Origin of the sequence: Paludisphaera soli (assembly GCF_011064595.1) — a bacterium.
GTDB lineage: Bacteria > Planctomycetota > Planctomycetia > Isosphaerales > Isosphaeraceae > Paludisphaera > Paludisphaera soli.
Map to the genome: position 1 here is coordinate 453,901 of NZ_JAALJI010000001.1, position 21,293 is coordinate 475,193.

19 protein-coding genes and 1 tRNA gene are annotated in these 21,293 nt (G+C 68.4%); 8 read left to right on the plus strand and 12 right to left on the minus strand.

Annotation, left to right across the window (positions count from 1 at the left end):
- Positions 1-3 precede the first annotated feature (3 nt).
- Together G6O68_RS01600 and G6O68_RS01605 are read right to left on the minus strand one after the other, a co-directional pair.
- Positions 4-699, minus strand: coding sequence for a hypothetical protein (locus tag G6O68_RS01600; protein WP_165244078.1), 696 nt, complete (start codon positions 697-699; stop codon positions 4-6).
- An 87-nt stretch (positions 700-786) separates the two neighbouring features.
- Complete coding sequence (locus G6O68_RS01605) at positions 787-1,899, minus strand: PfkB family carbohydrate kinase (RefSeq protein WP_165244080.1); 1,113 nt, start codon at positions 1,897-1,899, stop codon at positions 787-789.
- 197 nt (positions 1,900-2,096) lie between these two features.
- Here G6O68_RS01605 and G6O68_RS01610 point away from each other — a divergent pair, with 197 nt between their 5' ends.
- Positions 2,097-2,909 (plus strand): MBL fold metallo-hydrolase, encoded by an 813-nt coding sequence (locus G6O68_RS01610; protein WP_390625343.1) that lies wholly within the window; start codon positions 2,097-2,099, stop codon positions 2,907-2,909.
- Positions 2,910-3,003: 94 nt separating this feature from the next.
- Here G6O68_RS01610 and G6O68_RS01615 read toward each other — a convergent pair whose 3' ends face one another.
- Positions 3,004-3,630 carry a PEP-CTERM sorting domain-containing protein gene (locus tag G6O68_RS01615; RefSeq protein ID WP_165244084.1) on the minus strand — a complete coding sequence of 209 codons (627 nt, stop codon included), beginning with the start codon at positions 3,628-3,630 and terminating at the stop codon, positions 3,004-3,006.
- A 413-nt stretch (positions 3,631-4,043) separates the two neighbouring features.
- Between G6O68_RS01615 and G6O68_RS01620 the strand changes: the two genes are divergently transcribed.
- From G6O68_RS01620 to G6O68_RS01630, 3 genes are all read left to right on the plus strand, one after another.
- On the plus strand, positions 4,044-5,183 hold the full coding sequence (locus G6O68_RS01620) for an aldose epimerase family protein (RefSeq protein ID WP_206107984.1): 1,140 nt from the start codon (positions 4,044-4,046) through the stop codon (positions 5,181-5,183).
- A gap of 110 nt (positions 5,184-5,293) precedes the next feature.
- Complete coding sequence (locus G6O68_RS01625) at positions 5,294-7,108, plus strand: sodium:solute symporter family protein (protein WP_165244085.1); 1,815 nt, start codon at positions 5,294-5,296, stop codon at positions 7,106-7,108.
- 12 nt (positions 7,109-7,120) lie between these two features.
- The gene (locus tag G6O68_RS01630) at positions 7,121-7,342 is read left to right on the plus strand and encodes a hypothetical protein (protein ID WP_165244086.1); all 222 of its coding nucleotides are present in this window, start codon (positions 7,121-7,123) and stop codon (positions 7,340-7,342) included.
- Between the two features lie 100 nt (positions 7,343-7,442).
- On the opposite strand, the gene G6O68_RS01635 is transcribed toward G6O68_RS01630, so the two are convergent.
- Positions 7,443-8,102, minus strand: a complete 660-nt coding sequence (locus tag G6O68_RS01635) for a hypothetical protein (protein WP_165244088.1) — start codon at positions 8,100-8,102, stop codon at positions 7,443-7,445.
- 396 nt (positions 8,103-8,498) lie between these two features.
- Here G6O68_RS01635 and G6O68_RS01640 point away from each other — a divergent pair, with 396 nt between their 5' ends.
- Positions 8,499-10,307 (plus strand): alpha-amylase family glycosyl hydrolase, encoded by a 1,809-nt coding sequence (locus G6O68_RS01640; RefSeq protein WP_165244090.1) that lies wholly within the window; start codon positions 8,499-8,501, stop codon positions 10,305-10,307.
- On the opposite strand, the gene rfaD is transcribed toward G6O68_RS01640, so the two are convergent.
- From rfaD to G6O68_RS01655, 3 genes are all read right to left on the minus strand, one after another.
- Positions 10,308-11,270, minus strand: coding sequence for an ADP-glyceromanno-heptose 6-epimerase (gene rfaD / locus G6O68_RS01645; RefSeq protein ID WP_165244092.1), 963 nt, complete (start codon positions 11,268-11,270; stop codon positions 10,308-10,310).
- Positions 11,271-11,383: 113 nt separating this feature from the next.
- Complete coding sequence (locus G6O68_RS01650; protein ID WP_165244094.1) at positions 11,384-12,676, minus strand: MFS transporter; 1,293 nt, start codon at positions 12,674-12,676, stop codon at positions 11,384-11,386.
- A gap of 20 nt (positions 12,677-12,696) precedes the next feature.
- Positions 12,697-13,932, minus strand: coding sequence for an anion transporter (locus G6O68_RS01655; RefSeq protein ID WP_165244097.1), 1,236 nt, complete (start codon positions 13,930-13,932; stop codon positions 12,697-12,699).
- Positions 13,933-14,553: 621 nt separating this feature from the next.
- Between G6O68_RS01655 and G6O68_RS01660 the strand changes: the two genes are divergently transcribed.
- Both G6O68_RS01660 and G6O68_RS01665 read left to right on the plus strand, forming a co-directional pair.
- Positions 14,554-14,642 (plus strand) — tRNA-Ser (locus tag G6O68_RS01660).
- Positions 14,643-14,795: 153 nt separating this feature from the next.
- Complete coding sequence (locus G6O68_RS01665; RefSeq protein WP_165244099.1) at positions 14,796-15,332, plus strand: SMI1/KNR4 family protein; 537 nt, start codon at positions 14,796-14,798, stop codon at positions 15,330-15,332.
- Between the two features lie 44 nt (positions 15,333-15,376).
- Here the strand turns inward: G6O68_RS01665 and G6O68_RS01670 are convergent, their stop codons facing one another.
- Together G6O68_RS01670 and G6O68_RS01675 are read right to left on the minus strand one after the other, a co-directional pair.
- Complete coding sequence (locus tag G6O68_RS01670; RefSeq protein WP_165244101.1) at positions 15,377-16,615, minus strand: glycosyltransferase family 39 protein; 1,239 nt, start codon at positions 16,613-16,615, stop codon at positions 15,377-15,379.
- 142 nt (positions 16,616-16,757) lie between these two features.
- A complete protein-coding gene (locus tag G6O68_RS01675) occupies positions 16,758-17,009 on the minus strand; it encodes a MafI family immunity protein (RefSeq protein ID WP_165244103.1) in 252 nt (83 codons plus the stop codon).
- A 428-nt stretch (positions 17,010-17,437) separates the two neighbouring features.
- On the opposite strand from G6O68_RS01675, the gene G6O68_RS01680 reads away from it, so the two are divergent.
- Positions 17,438-18,100 carry an MBL fold metallo-hydrolase gene (locus tag G6O68_RS01680; RefSeq protein ID WP_165244105.1) on the plus strand — a complete coding sequence of 221 codons (663 nt, stop codon included), beginning with the start codon at positions 17,438-17,440 and terminating at the stop codon, positions 18,098-18,100.
- Positions 18,101-18,112: 12 nt separating this feature from the next.
- On the opposite strand, the gene G6O68_RS01685 is transcribed toward G6O68_RS01680, so the two are convergent.
- The 3 genes from G6O68_RS01685 to G6O68_RS01695 are packed head-to-tail and all read right to left on the minus strand — an operon-like array spanning position 18,113 to position 21,183.
- Positions 18,113-19,273: an ABC transporter permease gene (locus G6O68_RS01685; RefSeq protein WP_165244107.1), complete on the minus strand. Its 1,161-nt coding sequence runs from the start codon at positions 19,271-19,273 to the stop codon at positions 18,113-18,115.
- A 7-nt stretch (positions 19,274-19,280) separates the two neighbouring features.
- Positions 19,281-20,468 (minus strand): ABC transporter permease, encoded by a 1,188-nt coding sequence (locus G6O68_RS01690; RefSeq protein WP_165244109.1) that lies wholly within the window; start codon positions 20,466-20,468, stop codon positions 19,281-19,283.
- A gap of 1 nt (position 20,469) precedes the next feature.
- Positions 20,470-21,183, minus strand: a complete 714-nt coding sequence (locus G6O68_RS01695) for an ABC transporter ATP-binding protein (protein ID WP_165244111.1) — start codon at positions 21,181-21,183, stop codon at positions 20,470-20,472.
- Between the last annotated feature and the right edge of the window lie 110 nt (positions 21,184-21,293).

Here is a 21,293-nt window from a genome sequence, read left to right on the forward strand (position 1 = left end):
CGCTCAGAGCCGCGTGCGGGGACGCCTCGTCGGGGCCGGCTCGGGGGCCTCGTCCGGGGGCACGGGGTCGGCGCCCGGATCGCCGGGTTCGGCCCCGGGCATGCCGGGCATGGGGTCGATGATCGTCGGCTGTCGAAGCTGGAGCCCGTCGTTCGAGTCGGCCCGGTCGAGAATCTCGTCGAGGGCGTCCTGCATGTCGTGAAGCTCGCGGTGCATGTGCCCCATCTCGGCCCAGACCTTGTCCAGGGGGTCTTCAGAGCCCTCGGCGTCGGTCAGGATCATGAGGTTGTCCTCCGGGATGACCCGATAGGTCAGCTCCACCTGGTCGAGCAGCAGCTTCAGGCCGGTCTTGAGCCGGCTCCCCTTCAGCTCCAGCTCGACCGTGTCCTCCTTGCGGACGTCCAGCCGATCGAGCGCGGCGAGGTCGAGGACGACCTCGCCTCCCAGATCCTGGGAGAGGCGCTTCGCGACCTGATCGAGGGCCGTCGGTTTGCCGAAGTCGAACGTGTAGGGGCGCAGGAGGGCGTCCTGGAGCGTGGGCCTCCCCTCGACCTGGGGGACGGCGGCGGTCCCGACGGCCGCCGGCGGCTCGACCGCGTGCTCCTGGGGGGGCCGCTGGGCGTGCAGCGGCATCCTCGCCGCGGCGAGGATGCCGGCGACCAGCCCCGCCAGGGCGAACATCACGTTACGTCGCGTCATCGGCCGACCCTCTCGCAACCGTCCGGTGGACGCCCCGACCGGCGCGTCCGGGAGGGGCGATCGGCCATTGTACCCGGAAGGCCGATTTCAGTCGACGATCCCTCGCGACAGCGCGGCGTCGACCTCGGCGGCCGAGGGGAAGCCGAACCCGACCCAATCCAGCACCAACGCCGACGCGGCCGAGGCCCGGCGCATCGCCGCGGCGACGTCGACGACCGCCGCGGTGCACGAGGACGGCCGCCAGCCCCGCTCCAGCAACGTCGTGATCAGGAAGGCGGCGAAGGCCTCCCCGGCTCGATTCGTGTCGCGGGACGGCCGGGCCCTCGGGAACGCCCCGACCTGGAGCCGCCGCGACTCCCCCTGCGGATCGGTGAACCGGGCCCAGGCCCCCGACGCCCCCTCGGTCACGACCAGGATCGTGAGCCGGGCCGCGACCTCTTCGCGATCCTCCAACGCGTCCCATTCCGCGCGGTTGCAACACAGCAGGTCGACCGGGCCGATCGCCCTCCGCAATGGGAAGTCGCGTTCGAGCATGTTCCGCATCGCCGGCGCGAAGACCCGCAAGGCCGGGCCGGGCGCCGTCAGGATCTCGGCCGAGAGCCGATTGGACAGGCCCGCGACGACGAGCACGTCGCACGATTCGCCGAGCGACGGCCGAACGTCCTCCGGCCCGAGCGCCGCGTGGCAGCCGCGGAACCCGACGGCGAGCTTATCCCCGTGCTCGCCGCTTGAGATCAGGAGCGTCCAGTCGGCCGGACCGGCCGTCCGGATCCGACGGCCGGCGACGCCGTGGCGAGCAAGCAGCCCGGCCACGGCCCGGCTCGTCGCGTCGTGTTCCGGCCCGAGGGCCGCGACCAGCTCGCCCCCGAGCGCGGCGGCGAATCCGGCCCCCATGCCCCCGAGCTGGTCGTCCCAGTCCGATGCACGGACCTCGGATCGGATGCCGGGAGGCGCGCCGAGGGGGCGGTCGAGGGCCACGTCGCCGCAAGGACCAGGCCAGCCCTCCGGGAGGTCGACGGCGAGGGCCGCCCCCGTCGGGTCCACGAGCGTCAGGGAGCCCCCGTCCACCTCGCCGAACCCTAGGCGGCCCTCGACGCTCTGATCCAGGGGCGGGCCGGACGACGCGTCGAGCAGCCGACGGTCGACTCGGAGGACACGGTCCAGGTAGGCGGGGCCGAACACCCGCACGCTCCCGATCATGACGCCGACTCCCGAGTTCGAGCGCGGCCCGGCGGCCCAGGCCGCCGTGTTCAGGCCGTACTTCGTTTGTTTATAATACGGGGATGCCTGTCCGCCATGCCCCCCGCGTCGTGCCGAAGGAGAGTAGGGTGTCGGTCGATATCGAATCGGATGTGGAGTCGCTCGATCACCCCGTGGACAACGCGCCCGTGCGCACGATGTCCCACAAGGGCCTGACGATCGAGGGCTATTCCCGGGCCGCCGTCCAGACGTACTGGCGGGTGCCGGAGCTGAAGCTCGGCTTCGACCTGGGGGTCCAGCCGTGGTCGTTCATGACCACGCCCAACTGGTTCGTCTCGCACGCCCACCTGGACCACATCGCCGCCCTGCCCGTCCTCGTCGCCCGCCGCCGGATGATGAAGATGGAGCCGCCGACGATCTACCTGCCGACCGACGCGGTCGACGGCGTCCACCAGCTCCTGCGCGCGTTCCAGCGCCTGGACCGGGGCCGCATGCCCTGCGAACTCGTCGGCGTCGCGCCCGGCGACGAGATCCAGCTGTCGCGCGAGCTGGTCGTGAAGGCCTTCCCGACGCGGCACACCATCCCGTCGCTGGGGTTCCTGGTCTGGGAGCGTCGCAAGAAGCTCAAGCCCGAATACCACGACCTCTCCGGCGAGCAGATCCGCGACATCCGCCTCTCCGGCGTCGAGGTCTCGTCGGAGATCCGGATCCCCAAGGTCGCCTACATGGGCGACACCGCCCCGGCCGGGCTCGACGGCTTCCCGGAAGCCTACCGGGCGCAGATCCTCATCATGGAGATGACCTTCGTCGCGCCCAACGAGCGGGCGTCGGTCATCCACAAGTACGGCCACACCCACCTGGACGACCTGATCGCCCGCGCCGATCGGTTCGAGAACGAGGTGATCGTGGCCTCGCACTTCAGCACCCGGCTGCACCCCGACCACATCCAGCGGATCGTCGACCGTCGCTTGCCCGATTCCCTGCGGTCGCGATTGAAGGTCTGGCTCTGATCGGCTCCCGGCGTGGATGCAGGATGCGACGAGGCTCCGGCGGGGTCGATCCCCGACGGAGCCTCGATCGTTTTTGGCGTTGTCGCGCCTTCGATCAGGCCGAGCGGCGGCGGACCAGCGTCGCCGCGGCGAGCAGAGAGCCGACGCCGAGGAGGACCAGGCCGGTGGGCTCGGGGACGGCGACCGGGATGATCGGGCCGACCTGCTGGATCAGCAGCGAGACGCCGCCGGCGTTGTCGCCGAGGTAGTAGTCGCGGATCATGAAGTTGAGCGCGGCGTTCTTGGTCAGCGTGAAGGTGGCGGAGTAGTCCTGGACCGCCGACTGGGCGGCCACGTCTTCCGCCGTCGCCCCCAGGCCCGATCCCTCGCCGAACAGGACGGCCTTGTTGCCTTCGGAGGCGTTGGTGATCAGGAAGTTCCAGACCCAGGACTCGCCGGTCGACACGTTGAAGCGGAACGCGTCGAAGAGCGCCCCGAACTCTCCGGAGGCGTTGGTGACCTTGTAGGTCCCCGCGGTCAGGATGAGCTGGTTCGCGAGGCCGCCGGGGGCGTCGACGACCGGCGTGACGACCTCGCCCACGGCCGGGATCGTGGCGCTCTCGGCGTAGCCGTAGTAGCGGGCGTCGATGTTGACGATCACGCCCGCGGGGGCGACGACGGGCGCGGCCAGGACGATCGCGAGCAGGGCGGTGATCCGGAGGGATCGGGATCGTAGGGTCATCTCATCTCCTTGAGGTGCTGAACCTCGGCGTCGAGACCATGCTCGCTGTCCATATGCGAGCGCACCGTGCGGAAGTCGATCGACTTCCTGGCGGGTCGTCCTGCGCGGCCCCCCTCCGCTTCCGCGAAGGACGGCTGACGCCCCGTCAACATAGGCTCGACCCCGATCCTGTCAAGACGAGTCGCTTGCAACGATTCGACTCGGGATCCCCGCTCGGGATCCCGGAGTCGCGCAGGGGGCGAGGCCCCGCCGCGGTCCCAACCGGCCCTCCGCGCCGCTACTCGGTTGCTTTCGGCCACCGGGCTGGTCACGATGGGTCCGTTTCGCGATCCCGACGCGTCCCGACGCGCGGTCCTTCGCGACCCCACCGGTCCCGGGTCGTGGTCTCCCTTCGGGGATGGCGAGGTTTCGACATGAATGCGTTCGCATCCGGCGCGGGGCGTGCCCCCGTCGCGCTCCTGGGGTGTCTCCTCTCGCTGGCGATCGTCGCCCCGGGCCCCGCGCTCGGCGACGTCAAGGGGTTGAGCAAGATGGACTTCGGCAAGACGAAGGACGGCGAGACGGTCGACCTTTACACGCTCCAGAACGGTCGGATCACCGTCAAGGTCGCCACCTACGGCGCGACGGTCGTCTCGATCGAGGTCCCGGACCGGGACGGCAAGGTCGACGACGTGGCCCTCGGGTTCGATTCGCTCGAAGGCTACCTCGGCGAGCACCCCTACTTCGGGGCCACCGTCGGCCGGGTCGCCAACCGGATCGCCAAGGGGAAGTTCACGCTCGACGGCGAGGAGTACTCGCTGGCGATCAACAACCCTCCGAACTCGCTCCACGGCGGCCGCAAGGGCTTCAACCGGGTGATCTGGAAGGCCCGGCCGTTCCAGGCCGCCGACGGACCGGCCGTCGAGATGACCTACACCAGCCCCCACGGCGAGGAGGGCTACCCGGGGAAGCTCGACGTGAGCGTGACCTTCACCGTCACCGCCGACGACGCCCTCAAGATCGAGTACACGGCGACCACCGACAAGGCCACGCCGATCAACCTCTCGAACCACAGCTACTTCAACCTGGGCGGCCGGACCGACGCCTCGATCCTCGACCATGAGCTGACGCTCGTCGCCTCGCGTTACACCCCGGTCGACGACACCCTGATCCCCACGGGGGAGATCGCCCCCGTCGCCGGCACGCCGCTCGACTTCACCAGGCCGACCGCCGTCGGAGCGCGGATCGACAAGATGACCGGCGACCCGGGCGGCTACGACCACAACTTCGTCCTCGACGGCAGGCCCGGCGCTTCGGCGACGGTCCACGACCCCAAGACCGGCCGGGTCCTGGAGATGACCACCACCGAGCCCGGCGTGCAGTTCTACAGCGGCAACTTCCTGGACGGCTCCAACGTCGGCAAGGCGGGCGTGACCTACAAGAAGCATCACGGCCTCTGCCTGGAAGCCCAGCACTTCCCGGACTCCATCCACCACCCGAACTTCCCGAACGCGGTCCTCCGGCCCGGCGAGACCTACCGGCAGACGACCGTCTACAAGTTCTCCGCGCGCTGACCCCTCGACTCCATCACCCCGACGGCCGTCCCGCGGCGGCGTTCCCTCGGCCGAACGCGCCGGACCGCCCCCGTCCCGAACCCGACCGTGCGAAGGCATAGGATAGACGCATGCAAAGCTTGGCGTGGATCGATTACTTGATCATGGTGATCTACTTCGCCTTCGTGCTCGGCATCGGCTTCGCGCTGAAGCGGTACATGAAGACCAGCACGGACTTCTTCCTCTCGGGCCGCTCGATCCCGGCCTGGGTGGCCGGGCTGGCGTTCATCTCGGCGAACCTGGGCGCCCAGGAAGTCATTGGGATGGCCGCCTCGGGGGCGAAGTACGGGATCGCGACCGCGCACTTCTACTGGCTGGGGGCGATCCCGGCGATGGTCTTCGTCGGCCTGTTCATGATGCCGTTCTACTACGGCTCGCGGGCCCGGTCAGTGCCGGAGTACCTTCGCCTGAGGTTCGACGAGAAGACCCGGGGGCTCAACGCGATCACGTTCGCCGCGATGACCGTGATGTCGTCGGGGGCTTCGATGTACGCGATGGCCAAGCTCATCGAGAGCCTGCACATCTTCGACCCGGTCATGCAGTCGCTGGGCCTGCCCAGGAGCTGGATCTTCCACCTCAGCATCGTCGTCTCGGCGCTGATCACCCTGGGGTACGTCTACCTGGGGGGGCTCACGAGCGCGATCTACAACGAGGTGCTCCAGTTCTTCCTGATCGTGGCCGGCTTCTTCCCCCTGGTCTACCTGGGGTTGAAGAACGTGGGCGGCTGGAGCGGGATGATCGAGAGCCTGGAGGCGAAGGGGCTGAAGGGATTCGGCCACGCCTGGCAGGGGATGACGAACGCGGAGAACAACCCTCTGGGGGTGGAGTGGTTCGCGCTGGCGATGGGCCTGGGGTTCGTGCTCTCGTTCGGCTACTGGTGCACGGACTTCCTCGTGGTCCAGCGGGCCATGGCGGCGGACTCGATGACGTCGGCCCGAAGGACCCCGTTGATCGCCGCGCTGCCCAAGATGGTCTTCCCGTTCCTGGTCATCCTCCCGGGCCTGATCGCGGTGTCACTTCCAACCCCGGCCGCCGCGCCGGCGAACGCCGAGGCGGGCGGGCTGGGGGCGAACGAGGGCCACGCCCCCGGGATCGGGATCATCCCCGCCAAGCTGACGTCGAGCGGGGAGGTCGAGGTCGACACGAACGGCAAGCCGGTCCTCGACTATGACCTGGCGATCCCCAACATGCTGCTGTATTACTTCCCGACCGGCATGCTGGGCCTGGGGCTCACGGCCTTGCTGGCGAGCTTCATGTCGGGGATGGCCGGGAACATCACGGCCTTCAACACGGTGTGGACCTTCGACATCTACCAGGCGTACATCAAGCCGCAGGCCAGCGACAAGCACTACCTCTGGATGGGGCATTTCGCCACGCTCTTCGGCACGGTCATTTCCATCGCCGCAGCCTACATCGCGGCCCAGTACAACAACATCATGGAGCTGCTCCAGCTCGTCTTCGCCTTCGTCAACGCCCCGCTCCTGGCGACCTTCCTGCTCGGCATGTTCTGGAAGCGGGCCACGGCGCACGGGGCGTTCTACGGCTTGCTCTCCGGGATCGTCGCCGCGACGATCCACCACGGACTCACGCTCCCGGCGGGGGCCGCTTCCGGCGTGAAGGGGGGATGGGCGTTTGTCGCGCACACCTATCGCAACGAGATGGCCCAGAATTTCTGGACGGCCATCTGGGCCTGGACCGTCTGCTTCGTCGTGACCATCGTGGTCAGCATGCTGACCCGGCCGCGCCCCGACGACGAGCTGAAGGGCCTGGTCTACTCGCTGACGAGGCACGACGTCGACCGGACCCTGGTCTGGTACAAGAAGCCCGAATTCCTGGGGGTCGTCGTGGTGCTGCTGAGCGTCGCCCTCAACCTCATCTTCCGTTAAGGAGCCGACGCCGTGAATCTCGACATCCGCACCCCGATCGGGCTCCTCTTCCTCTCGCTGGGGGGCCTGATGGCCGGCTTCGGGGCCGTGACCCACTTCACGAACCCCGACTTGTACGCCAAGTCGCTCGGCCTGAACGTCAACCTCTGGTGGGGCCTGGTCATGATGGCCTTCGGTGCGGCGATGTTCTACTACGGCCGCCGAGGCGTGACCGCCCCGCCGTCCGATCAGTGAGGGAGGGATCCATCGCGTCCGGGGCCTCGACATCGAAGGGCCCCGGACGCGAGCCCGATTCGATCCCCCGGGGACGGCCACCGATTCCGTCCGCCAGGCATTACGCCCCGACCTCCGTCGCGGCCCATTCGCGATGCCTTTCCTCGACGTTCGTCGAGCCGCCATGATGCAGGGAGGCCGCGTAGGCGACCATCAAGCTGACCGCGATCATCTCGCCGCCGTCCTCCAGGATCTCCATCGTGCTGTCGAAAGCCCTCAGCATGATGTGGAGCATGTCGAAGCCGACGCCGCAGAAGGCCAGCAGCAGAAGCAGTCCAATGAAGTTCCGCCCCACCACGCGCTCCTCCGAGCCGCCGAACCAGTAGGCCAGCCCCAGCTGGGCCAACAGCACCGACCCAGCGACGGCCGAGACGATCAGCTCCCCGAAGTCGACTGCCCGAAGACCGAACGCCGGCGACAGCGCGTACCGCTCGGCGAGGTGTTCGCCGAGACGCTCATGAATCATCAGCGCGTCGTCGACCAGGAGGTATCCGAAGACGAGGACGAGCGCGGCGTGGATCGGCCATTGCTGCCGCCGGTGGAGGAGAGCCAGGAGCGCGACCAACGCCAGCAGCTTGGCGTACTGGAATCGCTCGCCGAAACCTCGATCATCGCCCAGCGAGAACCCGCGAGGGGCGAAATGCGTCGCCCACTGGACGATATGCATGGCGATCACGACGAGATCCGCCAGGATCAGACCCAGGGCGACCTGGAACCCCACCTTCGAAGCTTCAACAGACCCGTCCAACGATCTCTTGGTCACGATCCTCAAGGTTCATCCCCACTTTGGCGTCGACCCTAAGGATGGTGAAATTTCGATGAAGAATATGGTGTCAGTTTAGAAGCGTCGCATCTCAGTTCAAGTGGTTTTGCGAACCTTATGTCCAATGGAATCGCACCTTACGTCAGATTCATGAACCGAAATTCATGCCAAAGCAGTGCTGATCCTGGATGTGAAGCCTTGATGACCCAGGCATTCCCTCATGCCACCGACGCGTCGCGGCGGGAACAGCCCTCCGGTCGTTGCCTCTCCGACAGGGACTGCGGCGTCGGATCGGGCTGGGCTCGTCTTCGTCCGTCGAGCGGGCTGGCGTCGGGGATCTTGGCCCTCGGGTGCATGTTCGGGATCGCACTCAGCTCGGCCGGCGGGCAGACGGTGGATCGCGTCGGCCCCCCCTCCTGGTGGGTCGAGCCCGAGGATCGGTCGATCACCCTCCTGATCGAAGGCTCCGGGCTAGCCGGGCAACCGGTCCGCGTGACCGCCGGACCGCTGCGGCTGGAGAAGGTCGAGGCGGCCGCCGACGGCCGGTCGGCGTTCGTGGACCTGGTGATCCCCGGCGGCGTCGCGCCGGGCCGTTGCGAGTTGACGGTCGGCCGCGAGGCCCGGGTCGCCTGGGAGCTCCTGGCCCGTCCGAATCGGCCGTTGCGGCCGTTCGGCCCCGATGACGTCCTCTACCTGATCATGCCCGACCGCTTCGCCGACGGCGATCCGACGAACAACGAGGCCCCGGACGGCGACCGGATGTACGATCGCAAGGACTCGCACGCCTACCACGGCGGCGACTTCGCGGGGATCCGCAGGCGCCTGCCCGCCCTCGCCGACCTGGGCGTCACGACCCTCTGGCTGACGCCGATCTACAAGACGGCCGACTCGTGGCTCGACTCCCGGATCGACGGCGAGCCGCGAAAGCTGGCGGACTTCCACGGCTACGCGCCGGTGGATTTCTATGCGATCAACCCCCGCTTCGGGACGCTCGCCGAGTACCGCGCCCTGGTCGCCGAGGCGCACGCCATGGGGCTGAAGGTCGTGCAGGATCAACTCCTGGGGTTCACCGGCCCGAAGCACCCCTGGCGGGAACGCCCGCCGACCGAGGCGTGGTTCCACGGCCCGCTCGATCGCCCGATCCCCTGCACCTTCCGGTACGAGGCGCTCGTCGATCCCCACGCCCTGGAGGCCGACCGCCGCGGCGTGACCGACGGCTGGTTCCTCGGCATCCTGCCGGACCTCAACATGCGCGACGACCGCGTGGCCCGCTACGCGATCCAGCAGTCGCTCTGGTGGGCGACCCTCTTCGAAGCCGACGGCGTGCGGCTCGACACGTTCCCGATGGTCGATCGGGCGTTCTGGCGGGACTGGTCGGCGGCGATGCGGGCCGCCCGGCCCGGCCTCCGCGCCGTGGGCGAGGCGATGATCTGGGACGCCCCGAAGCTCTCCTTCTTCCAGGGAGGCCGCGCCGGCTGGGACGGCGTCGACCCCGGCGTGGAATCGGTCTTCGACTTCCCGATGTACGGGGCGGCGACCGGGGTCTTCAAGGGGAAGGACCCGACCTCGTTCCTGGCCGAAAGCCTCGGCCGCGACCACCTGTATCCGAACCCGGAGCTGCTGACGACGTTCCTGGACAACCACGACGTCGACCGCCTGGCGAGCGTCCCGGGCGTGACCCCCGCGCGGCTCCGGCTGGCGGCCGTGTTCCTGCTGACCTCGCGAGGCATCCCCCAGATGACCTGGGGGGACGAGATCGGCCTCCCGGGAGACGCCGACGACCGTCGCGACTACCCAGGGGGATTCCCCGGCGACCCCCGCGACGCCTTCACGCCCGAGGGCCGCACGCCCGAGGAGGACCGGCTTTTCCGGACCTATCGCGACCTTCTCCACCTCCGCAAGGCCGAGCCGGCACTGCGGCGGGGTAGCCTGACCAGCCTGGTCGCGACGGACGAGGCTTATGCGTTCCTGCGCGAGTTCGAGGGCTCGCGGTTGCTGGTCGCCATCAACCGCGACGCCAAGCCGGCGAGCCTGCGACTGCCGGCGGTCGCCGCCGGCCCGGCCGAGGTCCTGTTCGGCGAGGCCCGCCTCGTCGCAACGCCCGAAGGCCTCATGCTGGAAATCCCCGCCGAGGCGGCGGCGGTCCTCCGGCTCGCCCCCTGATCAGGGGGCGTCGCCCCAGGCCAGGGCCTTCCGCACGCCGTCTTCGAGGGCGGTCGGGGCCTTGGCGTAGCCGGCTTCGCGGAGCTTGCTCATGTCGGCCTGGGTGAAGTTTTGGTACTGGCCGCGAAGCTCGGGGGGCATGTCGATGAACCGGATGGTCGGCTCGCGGCCGAGGGCCGTGAACACGGCCGTCGCCAGGTCCCGGAAGGTCCGCGAGGTCCCGGTGCCGCTGTTGTAGATGCCCGAGGCCTCGGGGTGCTCCCACAGCCAGAGCATGTGGTCGATGCAGTCCTCCACGAAGACGAAATCCCGTCGTTGGCCACCGTCCGGGAAGGCGGGGTCGTTGGACTTGAACAGCCGGACCTCGCCAGTCTCCAGGATCTGCCGGCGGGCGTGCCAGACGACGCTCGCCATCTTCCCCTTGTGGATCTCGCGAGGGCCGTAGACGTTGAAGAACTTGAGGCCCGCCCAAGCCGGCGGGGTCGCGCCGCCGGCCGCGATCTCGGCCTGGACCCAGGCGTCGAAGTCATTCTTGCTCTTGCCGTACAGGTTCAGCGGTTCGAGCTCGGAGGCGGGGGTCCGGTCGTCGAACCCTTTCGAGCCGTCGCCGTAGGTGGCCGCGCTGGAGGCGTACAGGAACGGCCGCTTCTCGGTCGTGCACCACGTCCAGAGGCTCCGGGTGTAGCCGACGTTGTTCTCCAGCAGGAACTGCCAGTCGGTCTCGGTCGTGGAACTGCAGGCGCCCAGGTGGAAGATCGCCTCGATCGACCGGCCCTCGTCCCGTTCGAGGTCGAGGAGGAAACGTTCCATCGGCACGAAGCGGAACCGGCCCAGACCGGCCCAGTTGACCGCCGTGGCCGCCGTCAGGGGGTGGTCGACCAGGATCAGCTCCCTCCCCGCCGCCGACAGCCGATGGGCCAGGTTCGAGCCGATGAATCCGGCGGCTCCCGTGATCGCGATCATCCGTGGGGGTCTCCGAGGTCGAGGGGCGGGCGCGTCCGTCGCCCCACCCGGGGCTCGCGCGCCAAACAGGTTACTCGCACCGGCCCGGTCCGACCAGCCGACTCCGGGCCGCCTCACGCCGGGCTGGCGGAGGGCTCGGCCTCCATACCCGAGGACGCCCCGACCTGCGCTGGCTCGACGTCTCGGGTCTCGGGCATCGCCCAGGCGTAGAGGGCGAGGCCCCCGACCGCGATCGCCGTCAGCGTGCCGAACCCGGCGTCGAAGCCGGCGGCCTTGACGATATAGCCGCAGGCCACATTGCTCAGGGCCGCGCCGATGGCCGTCGCGGTCGCCAGCACCCCCTGGGTCAAGTTGAACCGCCCGGTCCCCCGCGTCAGATCCGCCACGACCAGGACTGAGACCACGCCGAAGATCCCCGCCCCGATCCCGTCCAGGAGCTGGATCCCGACCAGCAGGTACGGATTGGCCGTGAGCGTGTAGAGCAGCCCCCGGATCGGCAAGACCGCGAATCCGATCAGGAAGACCGGCTTCCGCCCCCAGCTCTCGGCGAGCCGGCTGGCCGCCAGGGCGACCGGGATCATCACGAGCTGGGCGGTGATGATGCAGGCCGACATCAGGACCGCCGTCCCCCGGTCCATCCCCTGCGTGACCTTCTGGCCGACCAGCGGCAGCATGGCCGCGTTGGCGAAGTGGAACATCACGGCGCAGGCCGTGAACGCCAGGATCCGGCGGTCCCGGAACAGCTCGGCCACGGACTCGACCTGCGCGCCCCCTTCCTCGCCTTCGACCGCGCCGCGCGCCCGGTCGTGGTCGATCTCCGCCTCCGGCAGGACCAAAACCGTCGCCGCGCTCAGGGCGGCCATCAACGCGACCAGGCAGAAGATCGACCAGTACCCCAGCAGATAACCGGCCGCCCCCGCCAGGACGGCCGCCGCCACGTTGCCCAGGTGGTTGAACGCCTCGTTCCGCCCCGTCCTGCGAGCCATCCGACGATGTCCGACGATCCCCAGGGTCAGGGCCGCGATCGCCGGCGGGAAGACCGAGGCCGCCGCGCCGATCATCGCCTGCGATCCCACGACGACGTAGTAGCCCGGATAAGCGACCATGGCGAGGCAGCCGGCCGAGACGACCGCCGCGGCCCCCGCCACGGCGGCGCGCTTCCAGCGGACCCGGTCGATCATCGCCCCGGCCGGCGACTGCGTGACGATCGTGCCGACGAGCATGGCCGCCATCGCCACCCCCACCTGCGACGGGTCCCAGTGCCGCTGCGAAGTAAGGTAGATCGCCAGATACGGCCCCAGGCCGTCGCGGACGTCGGCGAGGAAGAAGTTCAGGGCGTCCAGGCAGGCGAGGCTCCTCGGGGACGGCCCCCGCTTCGCCTCGGCGTCGGTGTCGGTGTCGGTCATGTGGATCTCGGGATGAAGATTCAGTAATGGGTGAATTCGAGCCAGGCGATCCCCAGCGCGGCGGTGGCGAGGGTCAGCGGGACGCCGACCTTGAGGTACTCCAGGAAGCCCAGGTCCTCGCCGTCGCGGCGTGCGTACTCGACGACGATCAGGTTCGCCACCGAACCGAGGACCGTCAGGTTGCCGGCCAGCGTGCTCGACATCGCGAGCGCCAGCCACCCCTGCTCCTGGTCGGGGATCACCGCCAGCACCGGCTTGAACAGCAGGACGGCCGGCACGTTCGAGACGAGGTTTGAAAGGAAGATCGAGGCCAGGCTCAACGGGAGCACCGGGGAGCCCTCCCCCGCGATCCAGGCCAGGTCCCAGTGGCGCACCACGTTCGCCTCGAAGCCGTGGACGACCACGAACAGGCCCATGAACATGACCAGCAACGGCCAGTCGACCGCCGCGAACGCCCGATCGGGGCGGAGGCGGTCCAGCATCAGCACGGCCGCCGCCAGCAGCGCCGCGGTGGCCACGGGAGCCCCGGCGAAGAACAGGCCCACCGTCGCCAGTGTCACCAGGCCGCTCCGGATCAGCAGGCCGCGATGGTTCCGGGCCCGCGAAGGCTGGTGTTCGAAAACCTCGGGGTGGTCGGGCGTCCTCAGCGATCGCCGGTAGACGACCGCCACCACTGCGAACGTGACGAGCAGGCCCGCAACGGCGACCGGGGCCAGCCGCGACGCGAACCGGGCGTACGAGATCCCCGAGAGCGAGCCGATGATGATATTCTGGGGGTTCCCCGTGATCGTCGCCACCGACCCCACGTTCGAGGCCGTCGCCAGGCCCACCAGATAGGGCACCGCGGGCCTCCGGAGTCGTCGGCAAAGCTCCAGCACCAGGGGCGTCAGGGCGACGCAGACCACGTCGTTGACGAGGAAGGCCGAGAGGACGCCGGACATCGCCACGACCACCGCCAGCATCGCGTGCGGGCCCGGCCGCCGGGCCGCGACCAGGTCCGTCGCCAGGGCGAAGAACCCCGCCAGCCGAAGGTAGCCGGCCAGCACCATCATCCCGAACAGCAGGACGATCGTGTCGACGTCCACCGCACCGGCGGCCTCGTGCAGGTCCATCACGCCGAACGCCATCATCGCCGCCGCGCCGACCAGCGCGATCGCCGGTCGGTCCAGCCGGAATCCCGGAAACCGTCCCAGCGCCAACGCCGCGTAAACTCCCCCGAACAGGGTCGCCGCGATCCAGGGATTCGGAGCAATCATCAACCCTCGGTCCTCACCTCGAAACATGAAACGGCTTTAATGCCAAAGCAATCCCGGTGCCGAAGAATTCACGATTTTCTTCGGGCGGGCCTGTCGTCTTTCTTTCGACCACGGACGCTTCCCTCGCGGTCCCCCATGCCTGGAGATTCCGATCGGCCGGGAGGGCGTGTTGCGGAAATCGGCTTCGATTGGGTTCGTTCGCACGCCGGCTTGGAGGCTTCGGTCGGTCTTAAGTTATTCTGAAGTAATGAATTGCGCGGTGTGGTCCGGCGTCGGAAATTGGCTTCGTTCGGCGCTTTTCACCCGACTGCGATGCGATCGACGTCGCTTCGAAACGGTCCCGAGTCGTCCGGGACTTCCGATCGAGGACCTGACACGCATCCCCTCCTTCTCCGCATTGCGTTCGGCGCGCACGATCCCTCAGGATGATTCTGTATGAGATCGAGAATCAGGAAGCCGATTCCTCGCGCGGATCTTCGAGGCGGCGGCGCGAGGCGTCGGGCGTGAGGAAGCCGGAATCCCAGGCACGGGCGTCGGCATCGGATTGACGATCGCGGGGGGCTTTGGTAGCTTCAATCTCCGCAATCGACCCCCTTCGACCCGGGGGTCGTGATCGACCGAGGAGAGGTGGCTGAGTGGTCGATAGCGACGGTTTGCTAAACCGTTATACGGCTAACCCCGTATCGGGGGTTCGAATCCCCCCCTCTCCGCTCGAACACGTCCGGGCGACCCTTTCCCCTCCCCTGGGATGGGGCGTTCCGGCCGATTCCTCCGCGAGGCCCACTTCCCCGTCCCGGCCTTCGCGTGATGCCTCACCTCTCGTACTCTGACGGGCGTGTCGATCCCCGCATCGAGGCGGCAGCATGACGCTCGACGACGTCCAGGTCGGTGAGGCGCCCCTGTTCCACAACGCGACGGCCGACGTGGACGAGGCCGAGCGTGGGCTTGGAACGCGATTCCCCGCGGGCTATCGGAACTACATCGCCCGCTTCGGCGAGGGCGTGCTCGCCGATTACCTCCGGGTGTACCCCCCCCACCAGATCCTCGAAGGCGACAACAATGTCCACGCCTGGCGAGAGCGGATCGACGAGTACTGGTTCTGGGACGCCGGCAAGGACGTGCTGACGAAGGAGCGGACGCTCCAGTGCGTCATCGTCGCCGACACCCTCGACGGCGACGAGATCGTCTTCCACCCCTCCGAGCCGGACCGACTCTATGTGCTGCCCCACGACGACGAGGAAATCCACGAAGCCGGCGACGGGCTGACGGCGGCGATCGAGTGGCTTCTCACCGCGGGCGTCCTGACCGAACCCGTCGACAGGCGAAACTTCGACCCCTTCGACGGCCGGGCGAGCACCGGCGACGGCGACGATCTGGACGCCGACGACGAGGACGACTGAGTTCCGTTCGGCCTGCGAGGAAGACGCTCCGCGCGTCGATCGGGTCACTCGAGGAATCGGTTGCCGCGCAGGTCGCCGTGCCGGTTGAACTCGCGCGTCAGGGGCGGCACGGCCTGGTAGAGGGCGTCGAAAGTCGGATGGACGAGCAGGAAGGCAAGCGCGGCGAGATACCAGGCGCGGCCGCGGCGGCATCGGATCTCCTGCAGCCCCTCGGCGATGAGGAGGAAGAAGGCCGGGGCCAGTCCGAGGATCAGGCGACCGTGGAACGGGTAGCGTCGCGCCGCCGATGCCGCCATCGCCAGGACGATCGGGACGGCGAGGATCGCCACCACGCGGGCGTCGAGTCGGGCGAGTCGACGGGCCCCGAGCAGGGTCATGGCCAGCGCGAAGAGGGCGAAGGCGTAGGGCATCAACCTCGGGGTCAGGTTCAGCGGCGTGACGAACGTCTCCAGGAGGATCCCGGCGAACTTCGCCAATGACTCCCGGCTCGTGGGCGCGGGCGGCAGGAACGCGAAGTCCCAGAAGACGTACATCGTCGTCGCCGGGACGAGCATCCGGCTTGAAATCCGGTGCGCCAGCAAGACGCTGACGGCCCAGGCGGCCGCCAGGCCCAGATGCCGCGCCGCGTCGCCTCGACGACCCGAACGCAGGGCGTCGACCAGCAGGGTCAGGCCGCAGCCGGCGACCACGAAGACGGAGGCGAACGAGACCCAGGGCGAGGCGACCGCCAGCACGGCGAGCCCGAGGCGTAGGCGACGGCTCGGCGGGTCTTGCAGCTCCTTCAGGCTCGCGAACGTCACGAGCAGGCCGACGGCGAGGTCGGTCGAGTACGGCTTCAACTCGTTCGAGTAATAGACGAGGTCGTCGCCGACGGCGAACAGGAACATCGCCACCACGGCCGCCGCGGGGAGGAGCGTCCGGCGGGCGACCTCGCGGAAAAGCCAGAGCGACCCCAGCCCACACGCCAGGGGGATCAGCCGGGTCGCAAAGGGGGACTCTCCCAGCATCTGGACGACGAGCCGCTCGGCCGCGAGGAAGGCGGGGGGGGCGAGTTGGTCGGACTTCAGCGGGCTGGAGAAGTCGAATGGCGCGACGCCGCGGAGGTTGGCCAGAAGGGACCCCTCATCCATCCAGTAGGGACGGCCTTGCAGGTACACCCAGACCCGGAGCGCGACGCCGATCTCCAGGCAGGCCGAGAGCGGCCGCCGCGAGACGAGTTCGACGAGCCGGTTCAGGAATGGCGCGAGGTCGATGGGTCGGGAAAGACGGTCGAGCATGGACACGAAAAGGGGGATCTCCAGCGCGCGGGTCGTTCGCCGACCTTAGAGGCCCTGACAACACCCCACTCGTGCGTGCGAGAGCACGTCGAAACCCCAGGGGTTTCTGCTATCGCTTCGGTGATTGATGGGGTCTTGTCCGGGTCTCTTACATGGCGAGTGGTCCCAGCAGTGTAACTCGCTCGACATCGGCATGGGTTAGCCGGGCGAGTTCGAGTAACTCTTGAAACTCGTCTTGCGTGATCCGTACATCGCTGTCGAAGAGACAATCGGCAATCATCTCGACAGCAAGCCCATTTTCCCCGAATTCGGAATAACCTACAGCGTTCGAGATCAGGCCATGATCCAGCCTGCCATCGAATGCCTTGCCCAGGTTCTTGATCCTCGCCTCAAAAGACATGAACGTCTCCATCGCCTATGGGATGCGGATGCCGGAAAACGGTGTGGTCAGGTCCGGGAACGCCGTGACCACCCTCCCCATGGATGGTTCATATACGGTGCGGATTCGAGCACCATCCCGGACTTCCCAGGACACCCACCTCGCCGGCCTGCCGGACTTCGTGAGCGGGTCCGCCAGTCCCTGCCTGAGCGTACCAATTTGCTTTAGAGGCCCGGACAAAACCCCACTCGTGCGTGCGAGAGCACGTCGAAACCCCAGGGCTTTCCGCTATCGCTTCGGTGATTGGATGGGGGTTTGTCCGGGCCTCTAACGGCGTCGGCGGCGCCCTGTGACTTCAGCGTCGAGGTCGCGTCCCGATAGGCGTCCCGATAGACTAGGCGGGCGGCGTCCCGGACGCCACCCCCTCACCCGTCCCCGAGGCCATCGACATGCTGATCAAGTGGTACGGCCACGCCGCGTTCCTAGTGGAGACGGCGGGCGTCCGGATCATCCTCGACCCGTATCGTTCGCCCGATTCCGGCGGCTACGAGCCGATCGCCGAGCCGGCCGACGTCGTGGTCGTCAGCCACGAGAACGACCGCTATCACAGCCACCTGGGGCAGATCACGCCGCCGTTCCACGTCGTCCGCGCGCTCGAAATCCCCGACGGAGGCGAGGACTTCCGCGGCGTCCGGTTCGAGTCGGTCCGGGTTTACGAGACCCCCGAGCGGAAACCCGGCGACGAGGTGGCGATCGTCCATTTCCGGTCCGAGGGCCTGCACGTCGCGTTCCTGGGCGACCTCGGTCACCTGCTGACGCCCGAGGAGCTGGCGCCGATCGCGGGGGCCGACGTGGTCCTGGTCCCGGCCGGCGGGACGCCGACGATCGACATGGACGCGATCCCCGCCCTCCTGGACGCGATCGGCCCGAAGCTCGTCGTGCCGATGCACTACAAGACGCCGAGGATCAACCTGGACATCCGGCCGATCGAGGCGTTTCTGGAGCGGCTCCCCGACGATCCGGTGGTGCGGATCGCCGGGGCCGAATTCGAGGTGGAACGCGACTCGCTCCCCGACCGACGGACGATCGTCCGGCTGGAGCACGCGCGGTAACGATCGCCGCCGTCAGAGTTCGCGGAGGGCCGCGATGACCTCCAGGCGCACGGCGCGGAGGGCCGGGAGCATGCCGCCGAAGAGGCCCATGACCAGGGTCATGGTCAGGGCGACGGCCATGACCCACCAGCCGAACCGGAAGTTGATGTTCACCGAGGCGAAGGTGTTGCCGTTCATCGTCTCGATCGAGAGCAGGCTCATCGGGAGGGTCGCCAGCAGCCCGATCCCGCCGCCGAGGAGCGAGAGCAGCAGCGACTCGCCCAGGAACGACAGCAGGACGTCGCCGCGCGAGAAGCCCAGGGCGCGCATGGTGCCGATCTCGCGGGTCCGCGACTTGACGGCCGAGAACATCGTGTTGGCGGCGGCGAACATGGCGCCGAAGGTCAGCAACACGGCGATCATCGTCCCGGCCGCCTTGAAGAAGGTGCTGGCGTCGGACTGGGTGGCGAAGTACTCGGACTCGGGGTGGGCCGCCAGGCGGAACTGGGCGCCGTCCTCGATCTCCTTGCGGAGCTGGTCGAACTCGGCGGGGCCGGCGGCGCGGATCTGGACGCAGGAGACGGAGCCGTCGCGGCCGGTGTTGCGCTCCACGTCCTTGAGGTCGGCCCAGATCTCGCTCTCGGCCGAGCTGCCGCCGGCGGTGAAGAGGCCGACGACGCGGTAGCGTTCCTTCTCGCCGAAGACCAGCTCGCCGCCGATCTGGCCGCCCTTGTGCATCCCGGCCAGCGGCTTGGCGAGGATGCACTCCCCCTTGCCGGTCTCGAAGTCGCGGCCGGCGACGATCTTGAAGTCGGGGCGGAGCTTCCGCGAGGCGGGCTGCACGCCTCGGATGATGAGGTTGTTGAAGGTGCCGGAGACGCGCTCGGCCACGGCGATGTTCAGAAGCTCCTTGGCGGCGACCGGGCCCTCGCCGTCGCGGAGGATGCCGTTGAGCGTGAGCAGCTCGTCGGCCTTCTTGGACTCGAAGCCCCCGGTCGTCTCGGCCGTCGCCCCCTTGCGCAGGACGATCAGGTCGAGCGGGTCGCCGGAGACCTTCAGGCTGTGCTCCAGCCCCTCCACCAGGCCGAAGAGGATGCACGAGGAGGCGACCAATAGCGCGGTCCCCAGGACCGTCATCAGGGTCGTCTTCCAGCGCACGCGGAGGTTGCGGACGTTGTACTTGAATGGGATCATGACGCCCTCAGACGACCTTGCGGAGACCGTTGATCACGGACGAATTCGCGGCGAGCACCGCCGGCACCAGGCCGCTGGCGAACCCCAGGAAGAGCGAGACCCCGAGCCCCGCCAGCGCGACCGACCAGGGGACGTAGAAGAACGGCAGGAACCCGCCGGTGAACGGCGAGATGTCCACGATGTCGAATAGGGCCTTGCTCCCGAGCGTCCCGAGCACCCCGCCGAGGCCGGCGACCAGCACGGCCTCGGCCAGCACGATGCCCAGGACCAGCCCGCGGTTGAAGCCGATGGCCTTCAGGACCGCCACCTCGGTCGTCCGCTCGCGCATCGCCATGGCCATCGCGTTGCCGGAGACGAACAGGAGCGAGACGACCACGGCGCAGCCGATCCAGTAGACGATGTCCTTCAGCCCCCCCATCATCTCGGAGAACATCTGGCCGAAGGCCTCCTCGGTCTGGGTCCGGGTGGGGAAGTCGGTGCTGCGATACTCGTCGTCGATCTTCTTGCAGAGGTTCGCCGTGGTCGCCGCGTCCTTGCACTTCACGAAGACGATCCCGGCGTTGCCCGCGGCCGTCTGCGAGGACGACCCCCCCGCGGTCGAGCCGAGCTGGCGGAGCTGGTCGTCGAGGTAGTCATAGTGGAACAGGACCATCCGCTGGTCGGTGTTCCGGGGGGATTCGTAGATCCCCCGGATGTTCAGCTTTAGGTCGACGGGGTAGATGTCCCCCTGGAGGGGCATCGGGTCGCCGATCTTGAGGTTGTACTCGCGGGCGAGCTTGGGCCCGATCACCGCGGCCGACTTCTCGGCCTTGAACGCCGCGAGCTGCTCGGGGGCGAGCTTGTACTCGTCGAGCGTGTCGAAGACCTTGTCGGCGTCGACGGCGAACTGCGCGAAGAGGACGCGCTGGTTCTGGTACTTGCCGCCGTACCAGGAGAACGGGGTGGCGGCGACGACGCCGTCCATGGCCTCGACCTGGCGGACGCGGGCGATCGGCACCTGCCCGGCGAACCCGTTGGCGTTCATCACGATGATCCGGTTGTACTGCTTGCTCGCGCTGTTCGCCTCCTGCATGGCGGCGAAGAACGAGGTCAGGATCATCATCAGGAACATCGAGATCGCGATGGACGCCACCGTCAGCCCGGTGCGGACCGGGTTGCGGCGGGCGTTGCGGAGGATGTAGGTCAGGTATTTCATGTCACGAGGCCGCCGAGATCGGGGATTCGTTGATCACGTCGTCGATGAGACGACCCTTGTCGAGGTGGAGGACCCGGCCGGCGCGTCGGGCGGCCAGCGGGTCGTGCGTGACCATGACGATCGTCTTCTGGAACTCGCGGTTGAGCTGCTCCAGCAGCTCCAGGATCTCGTCGGCCGTGTGGCGGTCGAGGTCGCCGGTGGGCTCGTCGGCGACGAGCAGGTAGGGGTCGGTGACGATGGCGCGGGCGATCGCCACGCGCTGCTCCTGGCCGCCGGAGAGCTGCCGGGGGTAGTGGTGCTCGCGGCCTTCGAGGCCGACCACGCGTAGCGCCGTCGCCACGTTCTCGCGGCGTCGCTTGCGGGAGAGGTTGGTGAGCAGCAGCGGCAGCTCGACGTTCTCGGACGCCGTGAGCACCGGGATGAGGTTGTAGGTCTGGAAGATGAAGCCGACGTTGTTGGCCCGCCAGCGGGTGATCTCGGACTCGGAGAGCCGGCCGAGGTCCTGGCCGTGGACGATCACCTGGCCCCGGGTGGCGACGTCGAGGCCGGCCACCAGATTCAGCAAGGTGGTCTTCCCCGAGCCCGACGGCCCCATGAGGGCCAGGTACTCGCCCTCGGCGACGGTCAGGTCGAGGTCCGAGAGGACCGGGACCACGAACTCGTCGCGGCGATATTCCTTCTCGACCCCTCGCAGCTCGATCGACGACGCGGCCATGAACGTCCTCTCGGAAAGGGATGGCGGATCGGACTCCGTCCGATCGCGCGGGGCCTCGGGGGAGGCCGCCGGCGGTCCGGACCCATCGGTGAGCTTCTCGCCCGGCGCAG

Coding starts and splice junctions, on each gene's coding strand:
- G6O68_RS01600 (WP_165244078.1), bottom strand. CDS start 699: ATGACGCGACGTAACGTGATGTTCGCCCTGGCGGGGCTGGTCGCCGGC.
- G6O68_RS01605 (WP_165244080.1), bottom strand. CDS start 1,899: ATGATCGGGAGCGTGCGGGTGTTCGGCCCCGCCTACCTGGACCGTGTC.
- G6O68_RS01610 (WP_390625343.1), top strand. CDS start 2,097: ATGTCCCACAAGGGCCTGACGATCGAGGGCTATTCCCGGGCCGCCGTC.
- G6O68_RS01615 (WP_165244084.1), bottom strand. CDS start 3,630: ATGACCCTACGATCCCGATCCCTCCGGATCACCGCCCTGCTCGCGATC.
- G6O68_RS01620 (WP_206107984.1), top strand. CDS start 4,044: ATGAATGCGTTCGCATCCGGCGCGGGGCGTGCCCCCGTCGCGCTCCTG.
- G6O68_RS01625 (WP_165244085.1), top strand. CDS start 5,294: ATGCAAAGCTTGGCGTGGATCGATTACTTGATCATGGTGATCTACTTC.
- G6O68_RS01640 (WP_165244090.1), top strand. CDS start 8,499: ATGTTCGGGATCGCACTCAGCTCGGCCGGCGGGCAGACGGTGGATCGC.
- rfaD (WP_165244092.1), bottom strand. CDS start 11,270: ATGATCGCGATCACGGGAGCCGCCGGATTCATCGGCTCGAACCTGGCC.
- G6O68_RS01650 (WP_165244094.1), bottom strand. CDS start 12,676: ATGACCGACACCGACACCGACGCCGAGGCGAAGCGGGGGCCGTCCCCG.
- G6O68_RS01655 (WP_165244097.1), bottom strand. CDS start 13,932: ATGATTGCTCCGAATCCCTGGATCGCGGCGACCCTGTTCGGGGGAGTT.
- G6O68_RS01665 (WP_165244099.1), top strand. CDS start 14,796: ATGACGCTCGACGACGTCCAGGTCGGTGAGGCGCCCCTGTTCCACAAC.
- G6O68_RS01675 (WP_165244103.1), bottom strand. CDS start 17,009: ATGTCTTTTGAGGCGAGGATCAAGAACCTGGGCAAGGCATTCGATGGC.
- G6O68_RS01680 (WP_165244105.1), top strand. CDS start 17,438: ATGCTGATCAAGTGGTACGGCCACGCCGCGTTCCTAGTGGAGACGGCG.
- G6O68_RS01685 (WP_165244107.1), bottom strand. CDS start 19,273: ATGATCCCATTCAAGTACAACGTCCGCAACCTCCGCGTGCGCTGGAAG.
- G6O68_RS01690 (WP_165244109.1), bottom strand. CDS start 20,468: ATGAAATACCTGACCTACATCCTCCGCAACGCCCGCCGCAACCCGGTC.
- G6O68_RS01695 (WP_165244111.1), bottom strand. CDS start 21,183: ATGGCCGCGTCGTCGATCGAGCTGCGAGGGGTCGAGAAGGAATATCGC.